The following is a 24,635-nucleotide window of genomic DNA, read 5'->3' on the forward strand; positions in this document are numbered from 1 at the left end:
ACCCCGTCCTAGAATTCCAATCTCACGCCTGCCGAAATGGCGTGGAAGGTCACATCGTCGTAACCGAGCAAGGTGTTGTAAGCGACGAATGCCGATCGGCCTTGCGCGAATTGTGCCGACACGGCCACCGCAAGATCGAAGTAGTTGCGATCCGGCTCGTTGGTCACGACGAACAACGGCTGTTGATTGATATCATTGATGAAGGTCGCGCCGACCCTTTTCTGATCGTTCTCGAACTCATGGATCCATGACATGCGCAGTTGGGGCACGATCACGCCTGTTCGGTGGCTGATCGCATTGGCGATCTGCACCCCGAGGTTCGAGGTGAACGAGGTGTAGGTTTCCGAGTCGATCGCGAGCGCCATGCTACGCCCCGTGACGGTCGAGCCGACCATCCGCTCGCGAACCCGATCGATCTCGTTCTGTAAGTAGTTGAGACGCAGCGTAGGGGTGATGGACCAGGAGCCTTGCGACAGCGTGTAACCGGCCCCGAGGTGGAGGTTCCAAAGATGCCCGCGCGGCTCCGACTTGGCGATCTGGCTGGCCTCCTGACCACTGACCGTGTAGCGAACAAGGCGGTCGAGGTTGTAATCATGCTGGCCATAACCCGCGAGACCATCGACGAAAAAACCATTCGGTAGAAAATAGGTGCCGAAGGCCGTGATCGCCCAGCCGTTCCCCGTCATGTCGCCACGATCAGCGTCATAGTCGACATCCATATCATGATAGCGGACTGCTAAGCCACCAATCAGATTGTCGGAAAAACGATAATCCAGTCCACCAAGAACCGCCCAGCGGTCCAGGTCGTAGCCCGGCTGAAATGGGGTCGCATCTTCCTCGCCGGTGCCATAGTCGAATTGCAGAAAGCCGCCGAAGCGGCCAAACGCCAGATCGCCGCTAGCCCCTCCACCGGTCCATTGCACGGTGTGACCGTGAGCCGCTAAACGGTCACCCGACTGCCTGGAAGATCCTGTGCTTGCCAGGCGGAGGCGCTCGAGACGGCCCTGAATCATTGCCACACCCAAGCCGGCGGCCCGGCTCGCTCCCGAGTTCTGAGCATTGATCTGGTCGGCCGCGAGCGAGGCAAGAGCCTGCGACGTCTGACCCGCGCTGCTGTTGGAAACGATGAGATTGCAGTCACTCTGGAATGCCTGATTGCTTGGGCTGCCCAGACCATTGGCACCGCTCGCGCAGGTGGAAAAAAGTGCCGCACCGAGAACGGCCCCGTTCACGGTGGTTACCCCCAACGCAGTCTGATACGGCGGCGGCGGGGTCTGAGCCAGGGCCGGAAGGGCCGTGCCGACCACGACGGGGAGCACGAGCGCCAAAACGGCCACCATCCGATGAGCTGACGCGAGACAGCAATGGCGCGCCTTGGCCGTGCGGACCATTGGGGAGCGATCGAGCCTTCTCTTCACTGTCCGTTCTCCTGTCGTCAAGGCCACGAATAGGACGAGCCATCCGAGCCGGCGGGCTCGTCGTCCGGGGTGCTGGCGCCTTTTCCGTTGCTGGCGGATTCGCGTGCTGCGATAACACGACCCACCCCGATCGTTGGCAGCTCGAATTCCGCTCTTCGTGTCCCGAGAATGTGCTACCAGCACCTTGGGCCTTTTGATCTTATTGCTATTAGGATCGGAAGGCATCAAGGGTCGCTGCCATGATCATATTCGCATGCCGGTAATTTGCGAATGCTGCCCTTGGCCGAACTAAAGCGTCTTCAGGTACTCGACCAATGCGTCCTTCGACGCCTCATCCAGCGTGGTCCCGTAGGCATGCCCGCGATTACTGTTGCCACGCTCGGCGGTGTCGAAAAGCCAACCTTCGTGCCGAGGCATGCAGCCCCACTGCAATGATTCGCGATCCGCCGGCAACCCCGCATCCGCACCGGCGCAGCGGCGCGAGACGAAGCCGCCGTTCCAGCGATCGATCACATCGTAGCCGCTGTAGAAGACCCGAGGCCGCCGCTCTTCAGGCTCCAGCAGCGCGCGCAGGGTCGGCACGGAACCATTGTGCAGATAGGGTCCGCGCAGCCAGACGCCGTCCAGTTGCAGGGCGATGTAGCCGCGATCCTCCGGCTGCCCCATCGGCGTCCGGCCCAATTTGAAGCGATCCCGCACCAGGCGGTTCGCGGCATCGGCCGCCTCTTGCGACCAAGCTTCGGCGCGCTCGGGATCGGTCCCGATCTCGGCCAGCGGGATCACGGTACCGAGGCGGTTGTCGCGCCCAGCGGCATGGCAGCCCGCGCAGTGCTGCTCGAACAGGGTCTGGCCGGTCGCCGCGAGTTCCGCGTCGATGGGCAGGGGGTAGGCCGGTGCCGGCAGGGTCAGTAGCCAGTCTTCCAGCTCCTGTACCCGCTGGCGGAAGAACGGCGTGTTCTGGGCTTGCAAACCCAGCGCCGAATCGATGACCACGGCCCGAAACGACGTGGTCGCGCCGTCGAGATTCATCAACATCAGCCGCGAGGGTTCGATGTCCAAGGTGGACCAGTCGGCCGTCAGTGCATGATTGTCCTCGGGCCAGGTGCGGCCCGGTTGCACCCGGGCCTGTAAATTCCACAGCGAGGGGAAGCTGGTGTTGTCCACGCTGCCGTCCACCGGCATGTCCAGGAAATTGAACTTGGTCAGGTTCATCGGGGCATCGCGACCCGGTCCCCAACGCGGCAGATCGTCCGCCCAGGCAAAGTCACGGCCCTGTTCCTGCAAACGCTTGCGGGCAATCGGAATGTACAGGTACTTGTAGAGCTGACGGTCGACCCAGCTCAGCGGATACGAGAGATCGATCTGGGTCAGGATGGTCTCGGCGTTGAAGCGTGGATCGTTGGCCGCTCGGCTGAAGAATTCCAGCAGGGCCTGAATGTCCGCTGTATGGCTACCGCCGGCGGCCACGATGACCGGCGATTCCTGATCGTGGGTCCGGTATTGGGTGGCGTGACACAGAGCACAATTGAAACCAACGCGCTCGAAGCCCACGGTCTTGCGAGAGAATCCGACCGGCAACTCGGTGCCCTCGATCCAGGGCAGGCCGAACGCCGCGTAGCCGCCGGGGCCGGGCATCAAATCGTCGAAGATCCGCGGCAGCACCGCGACGATCCAATAGGGAATCCCACCTTCCGCCTCGCCGCCGATCGAGCCGTGCAGGAAGTTGGCTTCCGGATCCGTGGTGATCCAGGCCGGTTGCGGCACCTCGCGGACGAATTTGTACCAGCCATAGGCCGCGAGCGGCACCGCGAGGATGACCAAGAACGCGACCCCCCGCACCAGCCGTCCTTTCCAGTTGCGTTTCTTCGCTTGGCTGTTCATCGGCTTGCCCCCCGATCAGAAGGTCTTCAGGTACTCGATCAACGCCTCCTTGAGGTCCGGCGCGAGCAGGGTCCCATAGTCGTGGCCACCATTGCCGTTGCCGCGTTCGCGAGTGTCGTACCGCCAGCCCTGGCGTTCGGCGTCCGGTCCGAAACTGACGAAGCCGACATCCTGGTAGTCGTAGACGTCGTAGCCGATGTGGAACACCTCGGGCCGGTTCTCGGCCGGTTCGAGCAGGTCATACAGGGTCGGAACCGAGCCGTTGTGCAGATAGGGCGCGCGCAGCCACAGGCCGTCGAGCGGCAGGTTGGCGTAGCCGTAGGTCTTGCGGAAATGGCTGAAACGGGCCGGGTAGCAGCGTTCCAGGTCGCCGGGGCGGTCCCGGCAGTGCGCCTCGTCGGCCGGGAATCCGGCATAGAGCGAGTTCTGCGCGACGGCCAGCAGGCGAGTATAGGAATCCAGGCGTGCGCGGTCGGTGCCGATCTCGGCGATCGGCGTCACGGTTCCGACCAAACCGCCGTCGCCTTCGGTACGATAGGGCGGCTCGCGGTTGCCGTGGCAGGACCAGCAGTATTGCTGGTAGACGGGCTTGCCGCGCGCGGCCAGCTCTCGATCGATGAACGGCTCGGGAAAGTCCGGCGGCTGAGCCTTGTCCCAGAGCCAGGCCGCCACCCGCAGCACCTTGTCCTTGTCCAGGGTAGTCGGGGTGGCCCCGGTCCCGAAGGCCGCACTCAGGTTGCGCTCGTCGACACTGGTGTTGTTGCCGTCCCAGTGGAGTTGCATGCCCTGCTTCCAGCGCTGGTTCCAGACCGACGGCAGATCCGCATTCCCGACCAGCTCGCGTTCCGGCGCCTTCTCCATCGGGAACCCGAGCAAGGCCTTCGGCGGATTGAAGGTATCGACGCGACCCGGCCCCCAGGTGGTCATGTCCATGAACGCAAGGCGCGAGGTCAGGGTCAACAACTGCTCGCGCATCAACGCGATGCCGACATAGCGGAAGATCGCCCGGTCCAGCGCATCGAGCGGTTGCGGCTGGTAGCGGTCACCGGACAGCGTCAGTTCCTGCTGCAGCCGCGCGAGCTCCTCGATCTTCGGCAGCATCCGATCGGAGCGGAAGCGCCAATCAGTGGCGGCGCGGCCCAGAAAACCGGCCAGCGCACCGAGATCGAAGGTGTTGGCCGGCATGCCGAGCACGATCTCGGCCGGCTCGCCGGGCGCGGCACGCACGGTGCCCGTATGACAGACAGCGCAGTTGAAATAGACCCGGTCGATGCCCTGGACCCGGCGCATCGACATGCCGATCGGAAGCTCGAGCCGCGGATCGCGATCGGGCTCATAGATCATGCCAAAGGCGCGGTAACCCACCCCCGTTTGGCCGTCCGGCAGGTACTCCGGAAACAGCTCCGGCAGTGCCACCCACATCCAGTACGGGATACCGAACCCCAGTTGCTTTCCGAAGCCGCGCTCGCCGCCGGTGGAGCCGTACTTGAAATGGTCCTCGTCGAGCGCGTAGGTGACCGGTCGGTCGTCGGCCAACCTGATCGCGACATAGGCCCCGCCGATCAACAGCGTGGCGAGCGTAACGACCCCGACCGCCTTCGTGAAACCGGCGAGCCGGCCCTCCCCTTGATCGTCGGATTCCAGCGTGAAGCGGGCGATCCGACGCTTGCCCCAATAGACCACGCCCAGATACAAACCGGGGCTCACCAAGCGGATCTCGTCGCGGATCTTTCGCGCGAGGAACGACGTCTGCGAGTAATCGAGGATGACCGCCGGCCCGTCGGCGAACCAGCTGTCGCCCTCGGACACGGCCGCTCGAATCAGCCGCCAACCGAGCGGACCGACGCGGTTCTTCAGGTCGCCGGATTGCGGACGGAAGATCTTGCCCTTCCAGAACAGCACGCGAATCATGACTGACAGGAGACGGCCGAACCAGCTGCCGGCAAACAGGATCGCGGTGCCACGGGTCCGGCCCACCGGGATCGGCCCCGCAGGACTGCCGCGGAATAGCGTGTCGAGTTCGCTCCCGGACATCGATCGGAGGTCCTTCGCCAGCAGAATCATGACGGTGTCTCCGGGTGGAAATTGGCCTTGGCCAACGGAAACCTCACCGGCAGTGGGTCCATGGACAGACGGGACGCACGCACGCCGAACCCGATCTCGCCGAGTTGCCGCGCGAGCGCGGCCTTGCACACGAACAGAATCAAGGGCTGGCCAGGACAGCGGCGCGGACCGCGCAGGAACAGGAGGGACGCATCGGCGGCGGCATCGTGGTCAACGTTCAGCCAGCGTTCCGGCCGGAACGCATCGACCGAGTCGCCGAGAGCAGGGTCGCGATGGAGCAAGGGAAACCAATGGGCGATCTCGGTTTTGTCGTCGGCGCTGCGGTGGAAGGTTCTTGCGGCGGGCGGAAACAGGCGGCCAGCTTCCAGCAGACAGGCCTCGGTGTAGCGCAATGCGCTCAGGGTAGCCGCCTGATCGAGGGCACCGGCGCCCGCCAGTTCGTCCCGCACCCGCCGGTGGACCTCGGCACGGGCGGTGATCAAGGCCAGGGTGCGGGTCAGCAGATCGGTGCCCGAACCGGTGAAGGTGAACATCCAGTGCGGAATCTGCTGGATAAGCTCATCCTCGTCGGCCGGAGGTTGCTCTTGCAGCGCCAGATCCATCAGATCGCCGGGGTCCGCCGCAGCGCCCTGGCGAACACGGCCACGCAGATCCTCGTACAGGCGCTCGCGGACACGGCGATAGCGGAACCCCAGAAGCATGCGGCGGACGGGGCTTTGCACGGCCTCGAAGAGGGCCTGCACGTCGTCAAGGAGACCCTCCCGGGAGGCATCACCCGGCACGATGCCCAACATCGCCTTCCCCATCGCACGCCGTATGTCTTCGGGCGAGTGCACGGGCTGTGCGAAGGCGGCGCGAACGCGGTCCAGGAACCGCTGGGCCAGCGGATACCGATGATCGAAGTCGAGCACTCGTTCGTGGAAGGCCCGCAGCCGTGCCCAATCCTCGCCGTGCGCGATGGTCAGCGCCCGCGGCGCCAGAAACGACATGGCCTTGCGCTTCAGGCGGCCCGGCGGACAGGCACCGCTGGCGGGCGAGGCATCCAGAATCTGCCTGGAACGCTCGCCGTCAACGACCAGCGCGACCCGTCGCCCAGGTGTCCGGACGCTGATCGTGCCGTCCTCGACCGGCTGCAAGCCGGCCCAGCGGCACAGGACCCGGGCCGGATCGGCGTCGGATCGCCGTTGCACGCGATCGACCAACAGCATCGTCGCAAGACCAAAGAGCCCGGGCGCTCCAGCGCCCTGGTTCCGGTTCACGGCTGCGGCGCGAAGGCGGGATCGGTGGTCGCGTCGCGGCGCGGTCGCCACTCCAACGAATAATAGCGGCCCCGGTCACGCGCCCAGGGATCGAACACATTGACCACATCCCGCAGTTCGTCGTCCAATTCCGGCATGGTGCGCAGCAGGACCCGTTTCATCGGCGACACTTCCTGCGGGGCCGTTGTCGTTGACCCACGCGACGCCGTAATGGGTGTAAAACTCGGGGCGGAAGCTCGAGGTGAAGAAACGGTCGCTGAACAAGCGCCGCGAGGCATTGAGGATGAACACGGTAAACTGGGTTTCCGAGATCGCAAAGCCGTGCGGGCGGGTCGACTCGGCAAGCCAGCCGACCACCGTGTCCAGATCCTCGACGTTGTCGACCAGGGTCCCGTCGGGATGGCCGAGGCAGTCCGTGACCGGTTTGCCATTGAGGCGTTGGACGGCGGAGATCACCTTCGAATCGTCGCAGCGATGCTGACCATAGATCTCGCGCAGCTTCACGACGATCTGCGCTTGGCGCTCACGTTCGGGCGAATCGGCGGGCAGCCGGCGGTCGATAAAGTCATCGAAGCTCGTGAGACTCTGAAGGCCGTATTGGCGGCGGAACTCGTTGAAGCGGGGGATGCCGCGTTCCCGATCGCGGATCAGGTCCAAGGCCGCGACGTCAAGGAGCCGGGTCTCGCTGTCGAGCCGCGCCATCGGCAGATTCTGCAGGAAGCGCGGATGGTTCTGCAGCGTCAGCGCCCCGAGCCGCTGGCGGCCCATGCTCACCGCCCAGTCGGCCAGACCACGGTCGTGCATGGCCGGCGTCGCCGCACCGCGGAAGGTCGACATGACCGGAACCTGTTCGCGGATCGGATTCGGATCATCCCAGTGGCGGTATTCCAGCAGGTCCGGTACCAGCGGATGCAGGCGATAGACCGTGACGAATTCCTCGGGAAAATTGAACGGTGATCCGAAATGGTTGACGCCACCGTTGACGTGTTCTGGGTTGCGCAGATCCCAGATATCCTCGCCCGAGGGGCGGATCTTCAGGAGACCAGGGCTGTCGGCGTAGCGACGGCTGCCTAGGCCGAAGATCCCTGAACCGGAGGCGAACACCGACCACCAACTCGTGCGATCCACATCTCGAACCGAGGTACCCAACCGATCCACCACCACCTTCTCGAGGATCTGCGACACCCGGTCGCGGTCGCGGAACAGGCCGTGCCAATTGGAGTTCATCGCGAGGTGGAGGACCTCGTCATAGAGCAGCTGCGTGGTCCACTCGGTGGTGTGGATCTTCGCGATCGTGGCTGCCACGACCAGCCGTGCGACCTCATACAGTTCGTCGGGGGTCACGTCCTGGTAGGCGATGACTCGATCCGGCTCGGCCGGGTTGCGCAGGCCGGAATCGATATCCGGGTTGCGCTCGGCGTGGCGGCGGAATTCCTCGACGAAGATGTTGTGCTCCCGCGCGAACAGGTTGTGCAAAAAGCTCATCCCCACCGACCAATTGTCGGGGAAAGCGACAGCCTCCTGCCCTTGCCAGTCGCGATGGATCGGATCGTCGGCTTCGAACACCGGCAAATAGCCCTGGCGTTCACCGGGTCCAGCCGCCTCTCGCCCGGCGGCATCGTCACGCGGGACCATCAGCAGCTTCGCCGCGTCGTCGGGGTCACGCTTGACACGCTGCAGCGAGACATCGCTGTAGCCATACATCTGTGAGGCGTCCCACCAGGCCGTCGTGGTGTTGCGCGTCGTACGGTGGGCCCGCGCCAACCGCTCCTGCCCGTTCGCGGTGAACACAGGGGCCGGCTCGGTATCCTGGTACAAGGCGCGGTCGACCCGGTCTCCCGGCCGGCAACCCAGCGCGGCGATCTCGGCCTCGGTCAGCGGCCGTTCGACGCCGTCCTCGAGCCGGTTGCGGCAACCGACTTCCATGAATGTCGGGCTGTTCCGCCCTTCGTCCAGATGCGAGAACCAGTCGTGCGTCATGAACTGGATCCAGAAGGCGGCGATGACGTTGAAAAACGGCGCCTGGATGTAGTCGCAGTGGGCCCGGTCATCGCCGGTCCCAAGGCCGTCATTGCAGCGCTCCGGATCGGATTGTTCACGCGTGAAGAGCTCGCGGCTGATCAGCTGCGGATCGGGCCGCAGCACGCCCAGCCGGTCGCCGTGGCGGTTGCGGACGAGTTCGGACGGACTGAGCTCGGGAAAAGTTTCCTCGAACTGAACGTTGCGAGCGAACAGCGTGCCCGTCGACCCCATCAGCGGATTGCGGATGTCGTTGCAGACGCCGCTGACGGTGCGATGGCGAATCAGTTCACCGCTGCAGAGCTGATCGCCGCTGCCGCCCACGTCCCGATAGTGCGGGTGATCGGGTGGCAGCCGCATGGCCGCCCACTGAGTAACCGCCCGGCCCTCCACGCCATCCCGGCCCCGCAGGTAATCCGGGTATGTGTAGTTGTCGAACAGATTGAATTTGATCAACTCGATGCGTTGGTACTCGAGATCGAGCAGCGCCCCGTCGATGCCACGCTGGTTGCGCGAGAAGCGATCGAAGCGCTCCCCGGGCAGCAGACGAAAGCCCGATAGCGTGCTTTCGTCACCCGTGCCCCAATAAGTGGACCAATCGACCCAGGGCGTGTCCCGGTGAGCCAGCGCGTTCGAACCGCCGCGACAGCGCGCCGTGAACTCCTGGACCTTGCCGAGAAACCGATCCGCGGGCTCCTGCGCGACCGGCCGGAAGCCGGCGCGCCCGAGTTGGTAGCAGGCGGTGAGGGACAGCGCTTCCTCGCGCAAGTCCGGCCAAGCGGCCAGCAAAACGACGGGGATACCGAGAACTGCCACCACACCGATCAGGACGGCGCGGAGGAACGACCGTTTCGCTGCCATCTTCGAGCCCTCCTTTCTGGGGCCAAGGGGCGCAACGTGCCAGAGGCACTGCGCCTTATCCGATGGAAATCAAACCCGACCGCTTCACGAGGTTCAAAAGAAAGCTAGTCGGCGTTTGACCATTGGTCAACCTCAGGGATCATGCGTTAAAGGCGCGAATTCGCGGCCCCGGGTGCCGACGTTGGCGCCGCTAACCCGATCCAACGGGGCGCGTCGCAAAGAAGCGAGCAGAAAAGGGGGTATCGGTGTCGCACGAGGCACTCGCCGCCCACCGCCACTGGATCGGCGAAGAGGTGCGCTGGCGAGTAGCCATCAGGTGACGGCGCCCGAGAAGTGAGGCTCGGAATGAAAAGGAGGTCGGGGTCCGGTGGAATCGCTCCCATGGCTCACGGGGCCGCGAGGATCATTACGCGATTACCCTGCGCCGCTGGGCTTGACGATGACCACCGGACCTTCGCAGACTGCGAATCGGCCGCTTCGACCCATCGATCCCAGAGCAGCAGGAGGCGAACCATGACGACGACCATGCGCGACATCCTGAACCCCGGTTCGAACGAACCGGATGCCGAGTTCCCGAATGCCCCGAGCGACTGGACTCGGGCGACCGCCGAGGCCACCGCGGGGAACGAGGGTCTCGCCCTCGGCGCCGACCATTGGGCGACGATCCAGGCCTTGCAGAGCTATTTCGCGCGCAACGAACGACCGAACATGCGCGAGTTACAGGACGCGCTGGAGGAGCGCTTCCACGCCAGCGGTGGGCTCAGATATCTCTACGCACTCTTCCCCGGGGGACCCATCGCGCAGGGCTGTCGGCTGGCCGGCATCGAACCACCGGCCGGGGCCGTCGACAAATCCTTCGGCAGCGTCCGCTAAGCGTCAGTCGTAGCACGTGTCTTTCCAGCGGCGCAACGCGGCGAAGACCTCGGCCTGAGTCTGAAGGCGCATCCCAGCGAAGCGCTCGGCCGCCGCGACCACGACCGGCTCACCGGTGCGCAGAAACGGGTTGGTCGCCAGCTCGAGCGCGAGCGACGAGGGGACGGTCGGCTCGTGCCGGGCACGCTGGGACTCCACCTCGCGCTGACGCTCCTGCCGAGCGGCATTGTTCGGCTCGACCCACGCGGCGAACCCCAGGTTCGCCAGCGTGTATTCGTGAGCGCAATAGCAGAGGGTGTCCGGCGGCAAAGCCGCGAGGCGTGCGAGCGATCGCGCCAACTGCTCGACGGTGCCGTCGAACACGCGACCGCAACCGGCGGCGAACAGGGTGTCGCCGCAGAACAGGGTGCGCCCGCCCAGGAAGGCGATGTGCGTGGCCGTATGGCCCGGCACCTCGAGGACCCGAAAGGCCTCCGCGTGGCCGGGGACCCGGACCTCGTCGCCCTCGGACACCGGCCGATTCAGGCCCGGTATGCGCCGATCCTGCGGGCCAAACACCAACGCATCCGGGAAGGCCGCGAGCAGGTCCAGGACGCCGCCGGTATGGTCTGGATGGTGATGGGTGATCAGGATCGCCGCGAGCGCCAGATCCTCGTCCGCGAGCGCCGCCACGACCGGATCGGCATCCCCGGGATCGACCAGGGTCGCGAGCCTGCGCCCAGGATCCCGCAGCAGCCAGATGTAGTTGTCGTCGAAGGCCGGGATCGGTGAGATCCTGGCCCTCGCCTCGTCAATCTCGCCCGTCATCGCGCCATCCCATCGCCCATGGACTGGTCAGCCAGCGGATGCCAAGGGTTCGGTCATGGGCCCCGAATAGACCGCCCGTACCGCCGCGAGGATGCCGGCCGAGTCCAGGCCGCACTCGGCCCGTTGCTCGGCCTGGCTTGCGTGATCGATATAGCGGTCCGGCAGGCCGAGATGCAGGAGGCGCGTCGCGGATCCGTGCGCGGCGAGCAGTTCGCCGACGGCCGCGCCGGCGCCACCAGCGATGGTGTTCTCCTCGAGCGTCACCAGCAATTCGTGAGTCGCTGCCAATTCTAGGATCAGTTCCTCGTCGAGCGGCTTGACGAAGCGCATATCGATGACCGTGGCCCCAAGCTCGTCGCCCGCCGCGCAGGCCGCCGGGACCAAGCTGCCGAAGGCGAGCAGCGCGATGTCTCGACCCTCGCGGCGCCGGCGCGCGCGACCGATCGGGACCGTGCCAGCCTGCCGATCGACGGCCACCCCGGCCCCGACGCCGCGCGGGTAACGCACCAGGGCCGGGCCGGGATATTCGAAGGCGGTCTGCAACAGCCGATGACACTCGTCCTCGTCGCCCGGCGCCATGATCACGAGCCCTGGTATCGGCCGACAGAAACTGAGGTCGAAACTCCCGGCATGGGTCGGGCCGTCCTCGCCGACCTGACCGGCGCGATCGACGGCGAAGGTCACATCCAGACCTTGCAGGCACACGTCATGGATCAACTGGTCATAGGCGCGCTGCAGGAAACTCGAATAGATCGCGACGACCGGCTTGAGCCCCTCGCAGGCCATTCCAGCCGCCAAGGTCACCGCATGCTGCTCGGCGATGCCGACATCGAAGAACCGGCTCGGATGGCGACGGGCGAACTCGGTCATGCCCGAGCCTTCGCACATCGCCGGCGTGATCGCGATCAGGCGTTCGTCACGCGCCGCGGCCGCACACAACCAGTCGCCGAAGATCTGCGTGTAAGTCGGCCCGGCGCCGCTGGCCCGGGGCCGCCCGGTCTTGCGGTCGAACGGCGCGACACCGTGGTAGGTGACCGGCTGCCCCTCGGCCGGCTCGTAGCCCTTGCCCTTTTGGGTCACGACATGGAGCAGGCGTGGGCCGGGCATCGTGCGCATGTTGCGCAAGGTGGCGATCAAGGCCCCGATGTCGTGACCGTCGATCGGCCCGATGTAGTTGAAGCCCAACTCCTCGAACAGGGTGCTGGGCATCACCATGCCTTTCATGTGCTCTTCCCAGCGCCCGACCAGCTCGCGGATCTGCGGAAGCCCGCGCAATGCCGTCTTGCTGCCCTCGCGCACACTCGTGTAGAGCTTGCCGGACAACAGCCGCGCGAGGTGCTTGCTGATGGCCCCGACCGGCGGCGAGATCGACATCTCGTTGTCGTTCAGCACCACCAACAGGTCGACATCGAGCGCGCCGGCGTGGTTCAGCGCCTCGAACGCCAGGCCCGCACCCAGCGCGCCATCGCCGATCACCGCCACGACTTGGCGCCGTTCGCCCTTCCGCGCCGCCGCCAACGCCATGCCCATCGCCGCGCTGATCGAGGTGCTGGAGTGACCGACACCGAGCATGTCATACGGGCTCTCGCAGCGCTTCGGGAAACCGGATATCCCTCCCTTCTGCCGCAAGCTCAGCATCTGCTGCCGTCGCCCGGTCAGGATCTTGTGGGGATAGGCCTGGTGGCCGACATCCCATACCAGCCGGTCATCGGGTGTATTGAACACGTAATGCAGCGCGATCGTCAGTTCCACGACGCCGAGCCCGGCGGCGAAATGGCCGCCGGTGCGCGACACGCATTCGATCAGGAAGGCCCGCAATTCGTGGGCCAGCGCCGGGAGGTCATCCTCCGACATAAGGCGCAGGTCCGCCGGCAGATCCACGGCACTGAGCAGCGGGAAACGCAACGGAGCGAGCAAGGCGTCAGGATTCGGCTGGTCTGGCATGCCTGGTCATCACGTCATTGGCTGGAACAATCGCGTAGTCTAACGTGAAATGCGATTTCGTAGGGTACGGGGAGACACGAGCCACACGGATGGCCGTGCGCCGGTCGAGCCGACCGCGGGTTCCGGCGGCGATCCCGATCCACTCAGAATCGAATGCCGAGCGGGTGCGTGACCGGGGCATTCAGGCTGCCCACTAGCAGAAGACTGCCGACCGCCATGATCGCGAGTCCACCGGCCAACGCGACCACCTGCCCTGCCCTCTGCCAGCCCGGCCGCGATGCTCCGGTAGCCCACATCGCCAGTTGCCGGGTCTGAACCGCGAGGACCGCGAGGGTCGCCACCGTGATGGCCGTGCCGACCGACATCGCCATGACGGCGACCAGACCGGCGATCCACAACCCCATCAGTTGTGCGACTACCAACACCAAGATGGCTCCGGTACAAGGACGCACCCCGACCGCGGCGATCACGCCGACGACCGGCACAGCCCCCGCGTTCGCGGCGTTCCACTTGGCCGAGGCGATATCCGACGAGGAGGCCTTGCGTTCGGGGCCACCCGCGCCCGCGCGTTCGCAGACCGACGGATCCGACCGGCGGCCAGGCATTGGCTGCCCAGGTTGGCCCCTGGACGCCGCGATGGCGCGCAGTGCTCGGAACGTCAGCCAGGCACCGAGCAGGATCACCAACGTGAAGCTGAATTGCTCCAACAGCGACGCCTGGCTCAGGGCCTCGCGGGTCGCACGCCCAGCAAGGAACAGGACGACCGAGACGATGAGAATCGCGCTCAGTCCTTGCAGCAATGCCGCCGCGAATGACAAGGCGACACCGCGACGAACCGGGACGCGTTGGGTCAGCAGGTAGGTCGTGATGACCGCCTTGCCGTGCCCTGGACCGACCGCATGGAAGATCCCGTAGAGAAAACTCACGAGCACCAGGGCCGCGGCACTCCACAGCGACGGAGTCTCCCGCAGGTCTTGCAGACCCTCGGCCAACTGCCGATGCAACGCCCGCTGCTGCGCCAGCGTCCAGGCCACCGCCCTGTCCCACGGCGTCGCGGGCTCGGTTTCCACAACCTGCGGCCAGTCGGTCTCGGACGTCTCCCGGGCCGCACCGGATAGCAGCGACGCGTCGCCGGACAGGGGCCAGGATAGGAACAACAGCCCGAGCAGAAGAAACCGGTTCAGTGCGGACACCGGACCTCCATCCATTCGGCAAAATACCGACCCAAGGTCGGATCGGCGCGCTGATCGACGGCCATCGCGGCCGCACGTGCGACGATCGCCGGATCGGGCCGCGGCGGTATCCGTCGCGACTCGCAACCCTCCGCGCCATCGACGAAACGCAGCGCATCCTGCTCGGCATGCAGGATCTCGATGAAATAGGTCGGGTCGTACACGGTATAACGGATCTTATTCGCCCGTGCATCGAGCGGCTCGTCGAGCCTCAGCTCGAAACGAAAATCGAGGCGCCCACCGACTCGTTCCAGGCGCGGATCGAACGCCTGAAAGGCGGCGATCGCGCGCCCTTCCGCCTCGATCTCGGTGAAGTAACGGTATTCGGTCAGATTGCCCAGGATCGTCCGGGCGATCCAATCAAGCTTCTCGTCGAGGGACTCGCCGCGCGCCTCGGGCGCCATGTCCTCGATCAACAGCACACTGTAGATCGGATCCATCAGCCAGGATTGGTGCAGCGCGGTGATCCGCCCCCGGTCGTCGGTAGCCAAGGCCACGCGCAGATCGATCCACGAATGCGGGTGCGCATGACAGACGGCCGACAGCACCAGGATCAGGCCGCTGGTCAAGCCGCGGCAGAGCAAGTGTCGCATGCACGAAAGACTCGAATTGTTTCGGAAGAACTCCAACGACATGATCCGGTGCGGAACCATTGGTTCAACCCGACGGCGCCATGGCCGCCGGCTTGGCCCACTCGCTTGATCTCTGTCAAGACCAGATGCCACAACGGTCAGGGCGGGGCTGTCCTAACCGATTCCTCGCCGATTTCCCGGGCCGACGCTCAGGCCGCGCGTGGGCGCACATCCCGCTCGATGGTTGCTCCGAGATCGCGCTCGGCGATTTTCAGGTCGTAACTTGTCTGGAGGTTCAGCCAGGATTGCGCGTCACCGCCGAAGTAGCGCGCAAGGCGCAAGGCGGTATCCGGCGTCACCGCGCGCCGTTCCTTCACGATCTCGTGTAGGCGTGTCGCCGGCACACGCAGTGCTTGGGCGAGTGCATTGACGCTCATGCCGAGCGGCGCCAGGAAGTCCTCCCTCAGGATCTCACCGGGATGGACCGGGCGCATGCCGTTGAAGGGTTTCATGGGTTAACCTCTCAGTGGTAGTCAACGATCTCCACATCGTAGGCGTCGCCCTCGCGCCAGACGAAGCAGAGCCGCCATTGAGCGTTGATCCGAATGCTGTAGCTGCCCGTTCGGTCCCGGCTCAGGGCCTCCAACCGGTTGCCGGGGGGGCTGCGCAGAAAGTCCAGGGTGGACGCGTTGTCGAGCTGCGCCAGTTTTCGCTCGGCGACGGCCTGAAAGGCGCGAAACCGCGCCGGGCAACGGCCACCAAAGAGCCTCTCGGTTTCTTTGCACCGGAACGAGCGGATCATGCCGCCGACGATATTACGCCTGGCGTAATGAGTCAAACGCATAAGTCGATGTATCGCTGTCGAAACCGGGGGCAATCCCTGGATCTCGTCGTGGGGTGGGCGAGCCTGACGGGCTTTTGGGCCTGAGGATCGGGGATCGGAAACCCAACCGTCCTTGGGAGTCGCGAAGCCCAGGGGGCTTGACCGCAGCGGGGCTCAAAGATCGGAAAACAGGAGTCGCGGGACCAACTAGCCGCCGCCTGCATATTCGTGGTACGTCCCGTATTTCCGCGCAGCGGCACCGCCACGAAGGGTCGCCCTAGAAGGGACCTGAACAAGGCCTACGGGCTCGCCCGATAGCGCTCGAGTACGGTCACCCCGGCCAGGTCGGCCAGCGATCGCGCCTCGGACAGGACCAGATCGCGAAAGGCCCGGGCCGCCGGCGAGAGGCGTTTGCCACGCCGGTAAACCAGGTACCAGTGGCGCGACAGCGGAAAGCCCTCGACATCGAGCACGACCAGCCGCTTCGTCTCCAATTCGAGTTCAATCGTGTGCGCCGAGACCACGCTCAGACCCAACCCGGAGCGCACCGCTTGCTTGATCGCCTCGTTGCGCGTCATCTGCATGCCGGCCCTTAAGGCCAGGCCCTGTTCTTCGAAATAGCGTTCCAGGGCCTTGCGCGTCCCGGACCCAGGCTCGCGCATCAGAAAGACCTGATCGGCGAGCGCCACCGACGGGACGCGGTCGAGCCTGGCGAGCGGGTGGTCCGGCGGGGCAACGACCACGAGCGGGTTGTCGAGGAAGACTTCGGATTCCAGGTCGACCCCGTCCGGCGGCTGGCCCATCAAGACTAGGTCGACGTTGTTGGCCTCGAGTAGCCGAACCAGCTGCTCCCGGTTCGTGATATCGAGTTCCAACGCGATGCCGGGGTAGCGACGCTGAAACAGCGCCAGCAGTCGCGGCGCGAAATACTTGACCGTGCTCGCCACCGCCACAGACAGCCGCCCGTGATCCAGCCCCTTGACCGCAGCGATGACCTCCTCGAGGTCCTTCAGCGACTGGTTGATGCTGCGACTGTAGTGATACAGCTCGTGACCGGCCTCGGTCAGCGCGACCGTCCTGCCGAGGCGCTCGAACAGCGGCATCCCGACCTCCTCTTCGAGCTGCCGCACCTGCATCGAGACGGCTGGTTGACTCAGGTGGAGCTCCTCGGCCGCGCGCGTGTAGCTGAGCCGCCGCGCCACGGTCTCGAAGATCCGCAACTGCCGCAATGAGAGGTTCATCGCTGAGGGTCCCAGCCGGCTGACGTGCCGTACCCGAGCGATTGGCCGCTGCGATGCCCGAGCCCCAAGCGGCGCCCGCCCCGACCGAGCGTCCTGTGGATCAGGCAACGGACCGGCATCAGCGGAATCTGGGGTATTACCATGACTGGCATAAGTGATTGCTTATCGCCTTGATTAGAAATACTGAATAGAAATTATAGCTTGGCCGCCTATAATGCACCGAGGTTACGCAGCGACCAATCCGCTGGGTGTAACCCAACGCCCGAGCCACCCGATGTCGGCTCGGCCCGATTCAGCGAACGGGCGATGCGGCGCATAACCAAACGAAAGGCGGGGTGTCGCCACCGCCTGGCACCAGCCCTTCATCACCCTACAGGAACAGAGGACATTGGCCATGGCTAAGACCTACAGCGCGGGCGTCAAAGAGTACCGCGAAACCTACTGGATGCCGGAATACACCCCGCTCGATACCGACCTGCTCGCCTGCTTCAAGATCACGCCGCAGCCGGGCGTGCCGCGCGAGGAAGCCGCCGCCGCCGTTGCCGCTGAGTCCTCGACCGGGACCTGGACCACGGTTTGGACCGATCTGCTGACCGACCTCGACCACTACAAGGGCCGCGCCTACGCGATCGAAGATGTCCCGGGCAACGACGACGCCTTCTATGCCTTCATTGCCTACCCGATCGACCTGTTCGAAGAAGGCTCGGTCGTCAACGTCTTCACGTCGCTGGTCGGTAACGTCTTCGGCTTCAAGGCGGTGCGCGCGCTGCGTCTCGAGGACGTGCGCTTCCCGATCGCTTACGTCATGACCTGCAACGGCCCGCCGCACGGCATCCAGGTCGAGCGCGACGTCATGAACAAGTACGGCCGTCCGCTGCTCGGCTGCACGATCAAGCCGAAACTGGGTCTGTCGGCGAAGAACTACGGCCGCGCCGTCTACGAGTGCCTACGCGGCGGTCTCGACTTCACGAAGGACGACGAGAACGTCAACTCCCAGCCCTTCATGCGCTGGCGCCAACGCTTCGACTTCGTCATGGACGCGATCGACAAGGCCGAGCGCGAGACCGGCGAGCGCAAGGGTCACTATCTGAACGTCACCGCCCCGACCCCGGACGAGATGTTCAAGCGCGCCGAATACGCCAAGGAGATCGGCGCCCCGATCATCATGCACGACTACATCACCGGCGGCTTTTGCGCGAACACGGGCCTCGCCCAGTGGTGCCGCGACAACGGCGTGCTGCTGCACATCCACCGCGCGATGCATGCGGTGCTCGATCGCAACCCGAACCACGGCATCCACTTCCGCGTGCTGACCAAGGTCCTGCGCCTGTCCGGCGGCGACCATCTGCATACCGGCACGGTCGTCGGCAAGCTCGAGGGCGATCGCGAATCGACACTCGGCTGGATCGACCTGTTGCGCGAATCCTACATCAAGGAAGACCGCTCGCGCGGCATCTTCTTCGATCAGGACTGGGGCGCGATGCCCGGCGCCTTCGCCGTCGCCTCGGGCGGTATCCACGTCTGGCACATGCCGGCACTCTTGGCCATCTTCGGCGATGACGCCGTGTTCCAATTCGGTGGCGGCACGCTTGGCCACCCGTGGGGCAACGCGGCCGGCGCCGCGGCCAACCGTGTCGCGCTCGAGGCCTGCGTCGAGGCCCGCAACCAGGGCGTCGCGATCGAGAAGGAAGGCAAGGAGGTGCTGACCAACGCCGCCAAGGACAGCCCCGAACTGAAGGCCGCGATGGAGACCTGGAAAGAGATCAAGTTCGAGTTCGACGTCGTCGACAAGCTCGACGTGGCGCACAAGTAGGCCCCCAACTGGCCAGGCCGTCGTCGCACGACGCGCGGCCCAACGCACGACGACGCCGGGCGCCACAGGCGAACGCAATCAGTCCTGGGCGCGCGCAACCGAACCCACCGAAACCGGAGTAATGACACATGAGCGAGATGCAGGACTACCAATCCAGCCTCGAGGATCCGAACAGCCGCAAGTTCGAGACCTTCTCCTACCTGCCGGCGATGGATGCCGCGCGCATCCGCAAGCAGGTCGAATACATCGTCAGCAAGGGCTGGAACCCGGCCATCGAACACACCGAGCCGGAGAACGCCTTCGACCATTATTGGTACATGTGGAAGCTGCCGATGTTCGGCGAGACCGACGTCGACCGGATCCTCGCCGAGGCCGAATCCTGCCACAAGGCGCATCCGAACAATCATGTGCGGCTCGTCGGCTATGACAACTACGCCCAATCGAAGGGCGCCGAGATGGTCGTCTTCCGCGGCAAGCCGGTATGACGAGAACCTGCACCGACTGACTGAGTCATCGGAACCGGGAGGCCGCGGGTGAGCCATCGCCCGCGGCCGCCCGGCCACATCGAGATCTTCCCACGACCCGGTCGGCGCCATCGCGCCGCACGGCTGCCAATCCTCCCTCGTCGGTCCGGGCGACGGCCATACCCGAGAACCCATCGCGATTGTCAGATATTTCTGACATCCCCGCTCATCGATTTCTCATAGCAGATCGGTCACCACTCACTACAATTCCGACTAGAAGGATCGGCTTTGTGCCGCGCCTTGGGTGCAAGCGTGCTGGCCATCTCTTACGAGGATCCGAACCATGAAAAGATCGGTCGAGGTCGCTGTGATCGGCGCGGGGCATGCTGGACTCAACGCTGTCAAGGAGATTCGCCAGGCTACCGACGATTGGGTTCTGATCAATGGCGGCCCGCTGGGCACGACGTGCGCCCGTATCGGCTGCATGCCGTCGAAGGTGGCAATCCATCTCGCCGACAGTTTCAAGGCCCGGGATCGTCTCGATCGTTACGGCATCGCCGGCGGGGACACCTTGGCGCTAGACCCCTCCAAGGCGCTCGAGCATATCCGTGACCTGCGCGATACCTTCGTCGACCTGGTGCTCGCCAACACCACCGACGAGATGGACCCCGAGCACCTGATCGACGGCTACGCCGAATTCATCGGTCCGCGGCGGATCAGAGTCGGCGACGACGAGATCGTCGCCAAAGCGGTTGTCATCGCGACAGGCGCACGCTCCGTAGTGCCCAACCACTGGCAGGAGGCGTTTGGCGACCGCATCCTGACCGTCGACACCCTCTTCGATCAAGAGACCTTGCCGCGGTCGGTCGCCGTCATCGGACTCGGACCGGTCGGCATCGAAATCGGCCAGGCCCTGCGCCGGATGGGGGTGTCGGTCACCGGCATCGACCATGGCCAGCGGGCATCTCGGCTGGCCGATCCCGCGATTAACCGAGCGGCGATCGAGATCCTCGGCCGCGAATTTCCGCTCTGGTTCGGCGATGAGCCAGAGGTCGAGCCCTGTTGTGAGGGTCTGCGCGTACGCGCCGGCCAACGCGAGGTCGAGGTCGAACGGTTATTCGTGTCCCTTGGGCGGCGCCCGAATCTCGAGCGCCTCGGCCTCGAACGGCTTGGTGTGCCGATAACATCGAGGGGTGCGCCTCGCTTCGATCCCGAGACGCTCAAGGTCGGCCGTCATCGGGTCTTCGTGGCCGGCGATGCCACCGGTGGTCTCGCCACCCTGCAGCGGGCCAGCGCGCAAGGCCGCATCGCCGGATATAACGCGACCCATCGTCGGCTGCGCCGTTACCAGCCAGGCACACCGATGTGGATCGTGTTCAGCGATCCAAACATCGCCTGTGTCGGTGCCAGCTGGAACCAACTGGACGAGCGGCATCTGGCCGTCGCCGAGCGGCGCTTCGGTCCGGTCGGTCGCACCCTGATCATGGGCCAGAACCGCGGCCTGCTGCGCGTCTATGCGGACCGACGCGACGGCCGGCTGCTCGGCGCCGCGATGATCGGGCCGCGCTGCGAGCATCTCGCGCACCTGCTGGCGTGGGGCATCGAATCCGGTCTGACGGTCGAAACGGCCTCGAAGATGCCCTTCTACCACCCGGTCATCGAGGAGGCCTTGCAAGAGGCGCTGATCGAACTGCAAGCCGAGCTCGCGCGCAGTCGCTGGCTGCATCGGCTCTTCCGGGGCTGGAAGCGCCGGTCCGGCCAGGGTGTGCCGGCAGCGACCAGGGCCGCCCGCCCAGCGATTTGACGGGCCACACGCGGGCGGGGACCGCCGTCCGGCCGTTGCCAGCGAGAGTCCATCGGTCGACAATGCCGGACGGCGCGTGCCGGCGCCAGACGTTGGCTCCGGCATCCCGGCCGCGCCATCCGAAATCATCCGAGCCCCCACGCGCAGCAGGCCGTCCATGTCGATACAGGTTGCCATCAATCACAAGACCGAGTACCGATTCGATCGTCCGATCGGTCTTGCCCCCCACGTGATCCGGCTGCGACCGGCGGCCCATTGCCGCACGCCGATCCTTTCCTACTCGCTGCGCATCGAGCCACGCGATCATTTTCTGAACTGGCAACAGGACCCATTCGGCAATTACCTCGCGCGGCTGGTCTTTCCGGAACGCGCGCGGCGGCTCACGATCGAGGTCGACGTGATCGCCGAGATGATCACGATCAACCCGTTCGACTTCTTCCTCGAGGAGTCGGCACAACGCTACCCGTTCGTTTACGAACCACAACTCGCAAAGGAATTGACCCCGTACCTGGAGATCAAGGACCGAGGCCCGCGGCTGATGGCTTGGCTCGCCGAACTCGACATCGCCGAGCCGGGCACGGTCGACTTCCTGGTCGCGCTGAACCAGCGTGTGCAGCAGGATGTCGGCTACGTCATCCGCATGGAGCCCGGGGTCCAATCGGCCGACGAGACCCTCGCGCGCCGTCAGGGGTCGTGCCGGGATTCGGGTTGGCTGCTGGTGCAGATCCTGCGGCATCTGGGCCTTGCCGCCCGGTTCGTCTCCGGATACCTGGTCCAACTGACGGCGGACGTCAAGTCACTCGATGGCCCGAGCGGCCCGGAGCGCGACTTCACGGACCTGCACGCCTGGGCCGAGGTCTATGTGCCAGGCGCCGGCTGGATCGGCCTCGACCCGACGTCCGGCCTGTTCGCCGGCGAGGGCCATATTCCGCTCGCCTGCACACCGGACCCGATCAGTGCGGCGCCGATCACCGGGGCCACCGACCCCTGCGAGGTCGAGTTCTATTTCCATAACCGCGTCCAGCGCATCCACGAGGATCCACGCGTCACGCGCCCCTACACCGCCGAACAATGGCGCGCGATCGAGGCCCTCGGTCACCAGGTCGATGCCGAGCTCGAAGCGCATGACGTGCGGCTGACGATGGGTGGCGAACCGACCTTCGTCTCGATCGACGACATGGATGGGGCCGAATGGAACATCGCGGCCATGGGGCCGAACAAGAAACGGCTGGCCGAGGACCTGCTGCAACGGCTGCAGCGGCGTTTCGCGCACGGCGGCCTGCGCCATCTGGGCCAGGGCAAATGGTATCCGGGCGAGCCGCTGCCGCGCTGGTCGCTCGCGTGCTTCTGGCGCCAGGACGGGCAGCCGGTCTGGCGCAATCCCGACTGGCAGGGGCAGGAACACGCCGATTACGGTCACGGACCGGAACAGGCCGAGCGCTTCATCCGGCAACTGGCGACCCACCTCGGTCTCGATCCAGGCTATGCGGCTCCGGCCTACGAAGACGTCTTCTACTATCTGTGGCGCGAATCGCGCCTACCGGTCAATGTCGACCCGCTCGACAGCCGCCTCGAGGATCCGCTCGAACGCGCACGGCTGGCCCGGCTCTTCCAGCGCGGGCTCGACCAGGTCGCCGGCTACGTGCTGCCGCTGCGCTGGAAGGGCCTGCATCCGAACGGCCGCTGGCAAACCGGACGCTGGACCTTCCGCGACGGCCATCTGTTCCTGCTGCCCGGCGACTCACCGCTAGGGCTGCGCCTGCCGCTCGATGCGCTACCGCAGGTGCCGGAACAGGACCTCGAACCGGACATCGAGCGCAACCCGTTCGAGCCGCGGCACGAGCTGCTGCACATCGACGAGATCGCGCGCCGCCTCGGCCATCGCCCGAACGCACACGCCTCGCCGCAAGCACTCCGCGAGCAGGGAGCGCACCCGGACGCCCTGGCCCGGCACTACGAGCGCGTCGCCCCGCTCGACGGACCGCCGCAACCGATCAGCGAGCAGGACGCGCAGCCGGATGACCCGCGCGTGCGCACGGCGCTGTGCGTCGAGCCGCGCGACGGCCGGCTGTATGTCTTTCTGCCGCCCCTGTCGCACCTCGAACAGTGGCTCGAACTGATCGCGGCGGTCGAGGTGACGGCCGAAACCCTGGCACTGCCGGTGATCATCGAGGGCTACGAGCCGCCGCGCGACCCTCGGCTACTGAAACTCGCGGTGACGCCGGATCCCGGCGTCATCGAGGTCAATGTGCATCCCGCCCACAGTTGGGATCAGCTCGCGCGCGATACCGAGACCCTTTACGAAGAGGCACGGCTGGCCCGCCTCGGCACCGAGAAGTTCCTGCTCGATGGCCGCCACACCGGCACCGGGGGCGGAAACCACGTGACGCTCGGCGGGCCAACGCCGGCCGACAGTCCGCTGCTGCGCCGGCCCGATCTGGTGCAGAGCCTGCTGACGTACTGGCAACACCACCCGAGCCTGTCGTATCTGTTCTCTGGCCTTTTCATCGGCCCGACCAGCCAGGCCCCACGCGTCGACGAGGCGCGCGACGACAGCCTCTACGAGCTCGAGATCGCCTTTCAGCAGATGCCTACCGGCGAGGTGCCGCAACCCTGGATCGTCGACCGGCTGCTGCGCAACCTGTTGGTCGACGTCACCGGCAACACCCACCGCACCGAGTTCTGCATCGACAAGCTCTACTCGCCGGACACCGCGAGCGGCCGCCAGGGTCTCGTCGAGTTTCGCGCCTTCGAGATGCCGCCGCACCCGCGGATGAGCCTGGCCCAGATGCTCTTGCTGCGCACGCTGGTCGCGCGCTTCTGGCGCGAGCCCTACAGGCGGCGTCCGGTGCGCTGGGGGACCGAGCTGCACGACCGTTTCCTGCTGCCGCATTTCGTGCGCCAGGATTTCCAGGATGTGCTCGATGACTTGAACCGCGCCGGCTACCCGTTTGAACTGGCCTGGTTCGAGCCTTTCTTCGAGTTTCGCTTCCCCCACTATGGCGACCTGGTCACCGCGAACGGCCTCGCGATGGAGCTGCGCGCCGCGATCGAACCCTGGCACGTCCTCGGCGAGGAGGTCACGGCCCAGGGCACGGCACGCTATGTCGACTCGTCGGTCGAGCGGATGCAGGTCAAGGTCAGCGGCATGGTCGGTGACCGCCACGTCGTCGCGTGCAACGGCCGGCGCCTGCCGCTGCGCCCGACCGGACGCCAGGGGGAATTCGTCGCCGGCATCCGCTTCAAGGCCTGGAGCCCGCCCTCTGGGCTGCACCCGACGATCCCGGCCCACAATCCGCTGATCTTCGATATCGTCGACACCTGGAACCGCCAGAGCCTCGGCGGCTGCACCTACTACGTCGCTCACCCCGGCGGGCGCAGCTACGACACCTTCCCGGTCAACGCCTACGAGGCCGAGGGGCGCCGGATCGCCCGCTTCCGCCGCATGGGCCACACGCCGGGACCGATCGACCCGCCACCCGAGGAACCGGCCGGCGAACACCCCTACACGCTAGACCTGCGTTACCAACACAAGCTGTGATACCGCGCTGACGACCGCC

General features: G+C 65.6%; 17 protein-coding genes. 5 read left to right on the forward strand and 12 right to left on the reverse strand.

The features are described from left to right. Nucleotides 1-8: 8 nt before the first annotated feature. The 5 genes from ABC977_RS06880 to ABC977_RS06900 all read right to left on the reverse strand — a co-directional run bounded on the left by ABC977_RS06880 (nucleotide 9) and on the right by ABC977_RS06900 (nucleotide 9,502). On the reverse strand, nucleotides 9-1,319 hold the full coding sequence (locus ABC977_RS06880) for an autotransporter outer membrane beta-barrel domain-containing protein (RefSeq protein WP_369666590.1): 1,311 nt from the start codon (nucleotides 1,317-1,319) through the stop codon (nucleotides 9-11). Nucleotides 1,320-1,706: 387 nt separating this feature from the next. Beyond that, entirely contained in the window at nucleotides 1,707-3,299 is a 1,593-nt protein-coding gene (locus ABC977_RS06885; protein ID WP_369666513.1) for a c-type cytochrome, read from the reverse strand. Between the two features lie 15 nt (nucleotides 3,300-3,314). Then, entirely contained in the window at nucleotides 3,315-5,333 is a 2,019-nt protein-coding gene (locus tag ABC977_RS06890; RefSeq protein ID WP_369666514.1) for a c-type cytochrome, read from the reverse strand. 26 nt (nucleotides 5,334-5,359) lie between these two features. Continuing rightward, a complete protein-coding gene (locus tag ABC977_RS06895; protein WP_369666515.1) occupies nucleotides 5,360-6,571 on the reverse strand; it encodes a cytochrome P450 in 1,212 nt (403 codons plus the stop codon). A 126-nt stretch (nucleotides 6,572-6,697) separates the two neighbouring features. Then, nucleotides 6,698-9,502 (reverse strand): peroxidase family protein, encoded by a 2,805-nt coding sequence (locus tag ABC977_RS06900; protein WP_369666516.1) that lies wholly within the window; start codon nucleotides 9,500-9,502, stop codon nucleotides 6,698-6,700. A gap of 513 nt (nucleotides 9,503-10,015) precedes the next feature. On the opposite strand from ABC977_RS06900, the gene ABC977_RS06905 reads away from it, so the two are divergent. Further along, a complete protein-coding gene (locus tag ABC977_RS06905) occupies nucleotides 10,016-10,375 on the forward strand; it encodes a TusE/DsrC/DsvC family sulfur relay protein (protein ID WP_369666517.1) in 360 nt (119 codons plus the stop codon). Nucleotides 10,376-10,378: 3 nt separating this feature from the next. Here ABC977_RS06905 and gloB read toward each other — a convergent pair whose 3' ends face one another. The 7 genes from gloB to ABC977_RS06940 all read right to left on the reverse strand — a co-directional run bounded on the left by gloB (nucleotide 10,379) and on the right by ABC977_RS06940 (nucleotide 16,994). Then, nucleotides 10,379-11,182: a hydroxyacylglutathione hydrolase gene (gene gloB / locus ABC977_RS06910; RefSeq protein ID WP_369666518.1), complete on the reverse strand. Its 804-nt coding sequence runs from the start codon at nucleotides 11,180-11,182 to the stop codon at nucleotides 10,379-10,381. A 27-nt stretch (nucleotides 11,183-11,209) separates the two neighbouring features. Next, entirely contained in the window at nucleotides 11,210-13,126 is a 1,917-nt protein-coding gene (dxs, locus tag ABC977_RS06915; RefSeq protein WP_369666519.1) for a 1-deoxy-D-xylulose-5-phosphate synthase, read from the reverse strand. 143 nt (nucleotides 13,127-13,269) lie between these two features. Continuing rightward, nucleotides 13,270-14,319, reverse strand: a complete 1,050-nt coding sequence (locus tag ABC977_RS06920) for a nickel/cobalt transporter (protein WP_369666520.1) — start codon at nucleotides 14,317-14,319, stop codon at nucleotides 13,270-13,272. Further along, nucleotides 14,307-14,951, reverse strand: a complete 645-nt coding sequence (locus tag ABC977_RS06925; RefSeq protein ID WP_369666521.1) for a DUF1007 family protein — start codon at nucleotides 14,949-14,951, stop codon at nucleotides 14,307-14,309. The genes ABC977_RS06920 and ABC977_RS06925 overlap by 13 nt, the downstream gene beginning before the upstream one ends. A gap of 188 nt (nucleotides 14,952-15,139) precedes the next feature. Next, nucleotides 15,140-15,442: a HigA family addiction module antitoxin gene (locus ABC977_RS06930; RefSeq protein ID WP_439849171.1), complete on the reverse strand. Its 303-nt coding sequence runs from the start codon at nucleotides 15,440-15,442 to the stop codon at nucleotides 15,140-15,142. Between the two features lie 11 nt (nucleotides 15,443-15,453). Then, on the reverse strand, nucleotides 15,454-15,732 hold the full coding sequence (locus tag ABC977_RS06935) for a type II toxin-antitoxin system RelE/ParE family toxin (RefSeq protein WP_369666592.1): 279 nt from the start codon (nucleotides 15,730-15,732) through the stop codon (nucleotides 15,454-15,456). A gap of 320 nt (nucleotides 15,733-16,052) precedes the next feature. Next, the gene (locus tag ABC977_RS06940; RefSeq protein ID WP_369666522.1) at nucleotides 16,053-16,994 is read right to left on the reverse strand and encodes a LysR family transcriptional regulator; all 942 of its coding nucleotides are present in this window, start codon (nucleotides 16,992-16,994) and stop codon (nucleotides 16,053-16,055) included. Nucleotides 16,995-17,388: 394 nt separating this feature from the next. On the opposite strand from ABC977_RS06940, the gene ABC977_RS06945 reads away from it, so the two are divergent. The 4 genes from ABC977_RS06945 (at nucleotide 17,389) to ABC977_RS06960 (ending at nucleotide 24,616) form a co-directional block, all read left to right on the forward strand. After that, nucleotides 17,389-18,807, forward strand: a complete 1,419-nt coding sequence (locus ABC977_RS06945) for a form I ribulose bisphosphate carboxylase large subunit (RefSeq protein ID WP_369666523.1) — start codon at nucleotides 17,389-17,391, stop codon at nucleotides 18,805-18,807. 128 nt (nucleotides 18,808-18,935) lie between these two features. Next, a complete protein-coding gene (locus ABC977_RS06950; protein ID WP_369666524.1) occupies nucleotides 18,936-19,292 on the forward strand; it encodes a ribulose bisphosphate carboxylase small subunit in 357 nt (118 codons plus the stop codon). A gap of 322 nt (nucleotides 19,293-19,614) precedes the next feature. After that, nucleotides 19,615-21,075 (forward strand): dihydrolipoyl dehydrogenase, encoded by a 1,461-nt coding sequence (locus ABC977_RS06955; protein WP_369666525.1) that lies wholly within the window; start codon nucleotides 19,615-19,617, stop codon nucleotides 21,073-21,075. A gap of 157 nt (nucleotides 21,076-21,232) precedes the next feature. After that, a complete protein-coding gene (locus tag ABC977_RS06960) occupies nucleotides 21,233-24,616 on the forward strand; it encodes a transglutaminase family protein (RefSeq protein ID WP_369666526.1) in 3,384 nt (1,127 codons plus the stop codon). The last annotated feature ends 19 nt before the right edge of the window (nucleotides 24,617-24,635 follow it).

The sequence above is a fragment of the Thioalkalicoccus limnaeus genome (assembly GCF_041197575.1).
Classification (GTDB): Bacteria; Pseudomonadota; Gammaproteobacteria; order Chromatiales; family Chromatiaceae; genus Thioalkalicoccus; species Thioalkalicoccus limnaeus.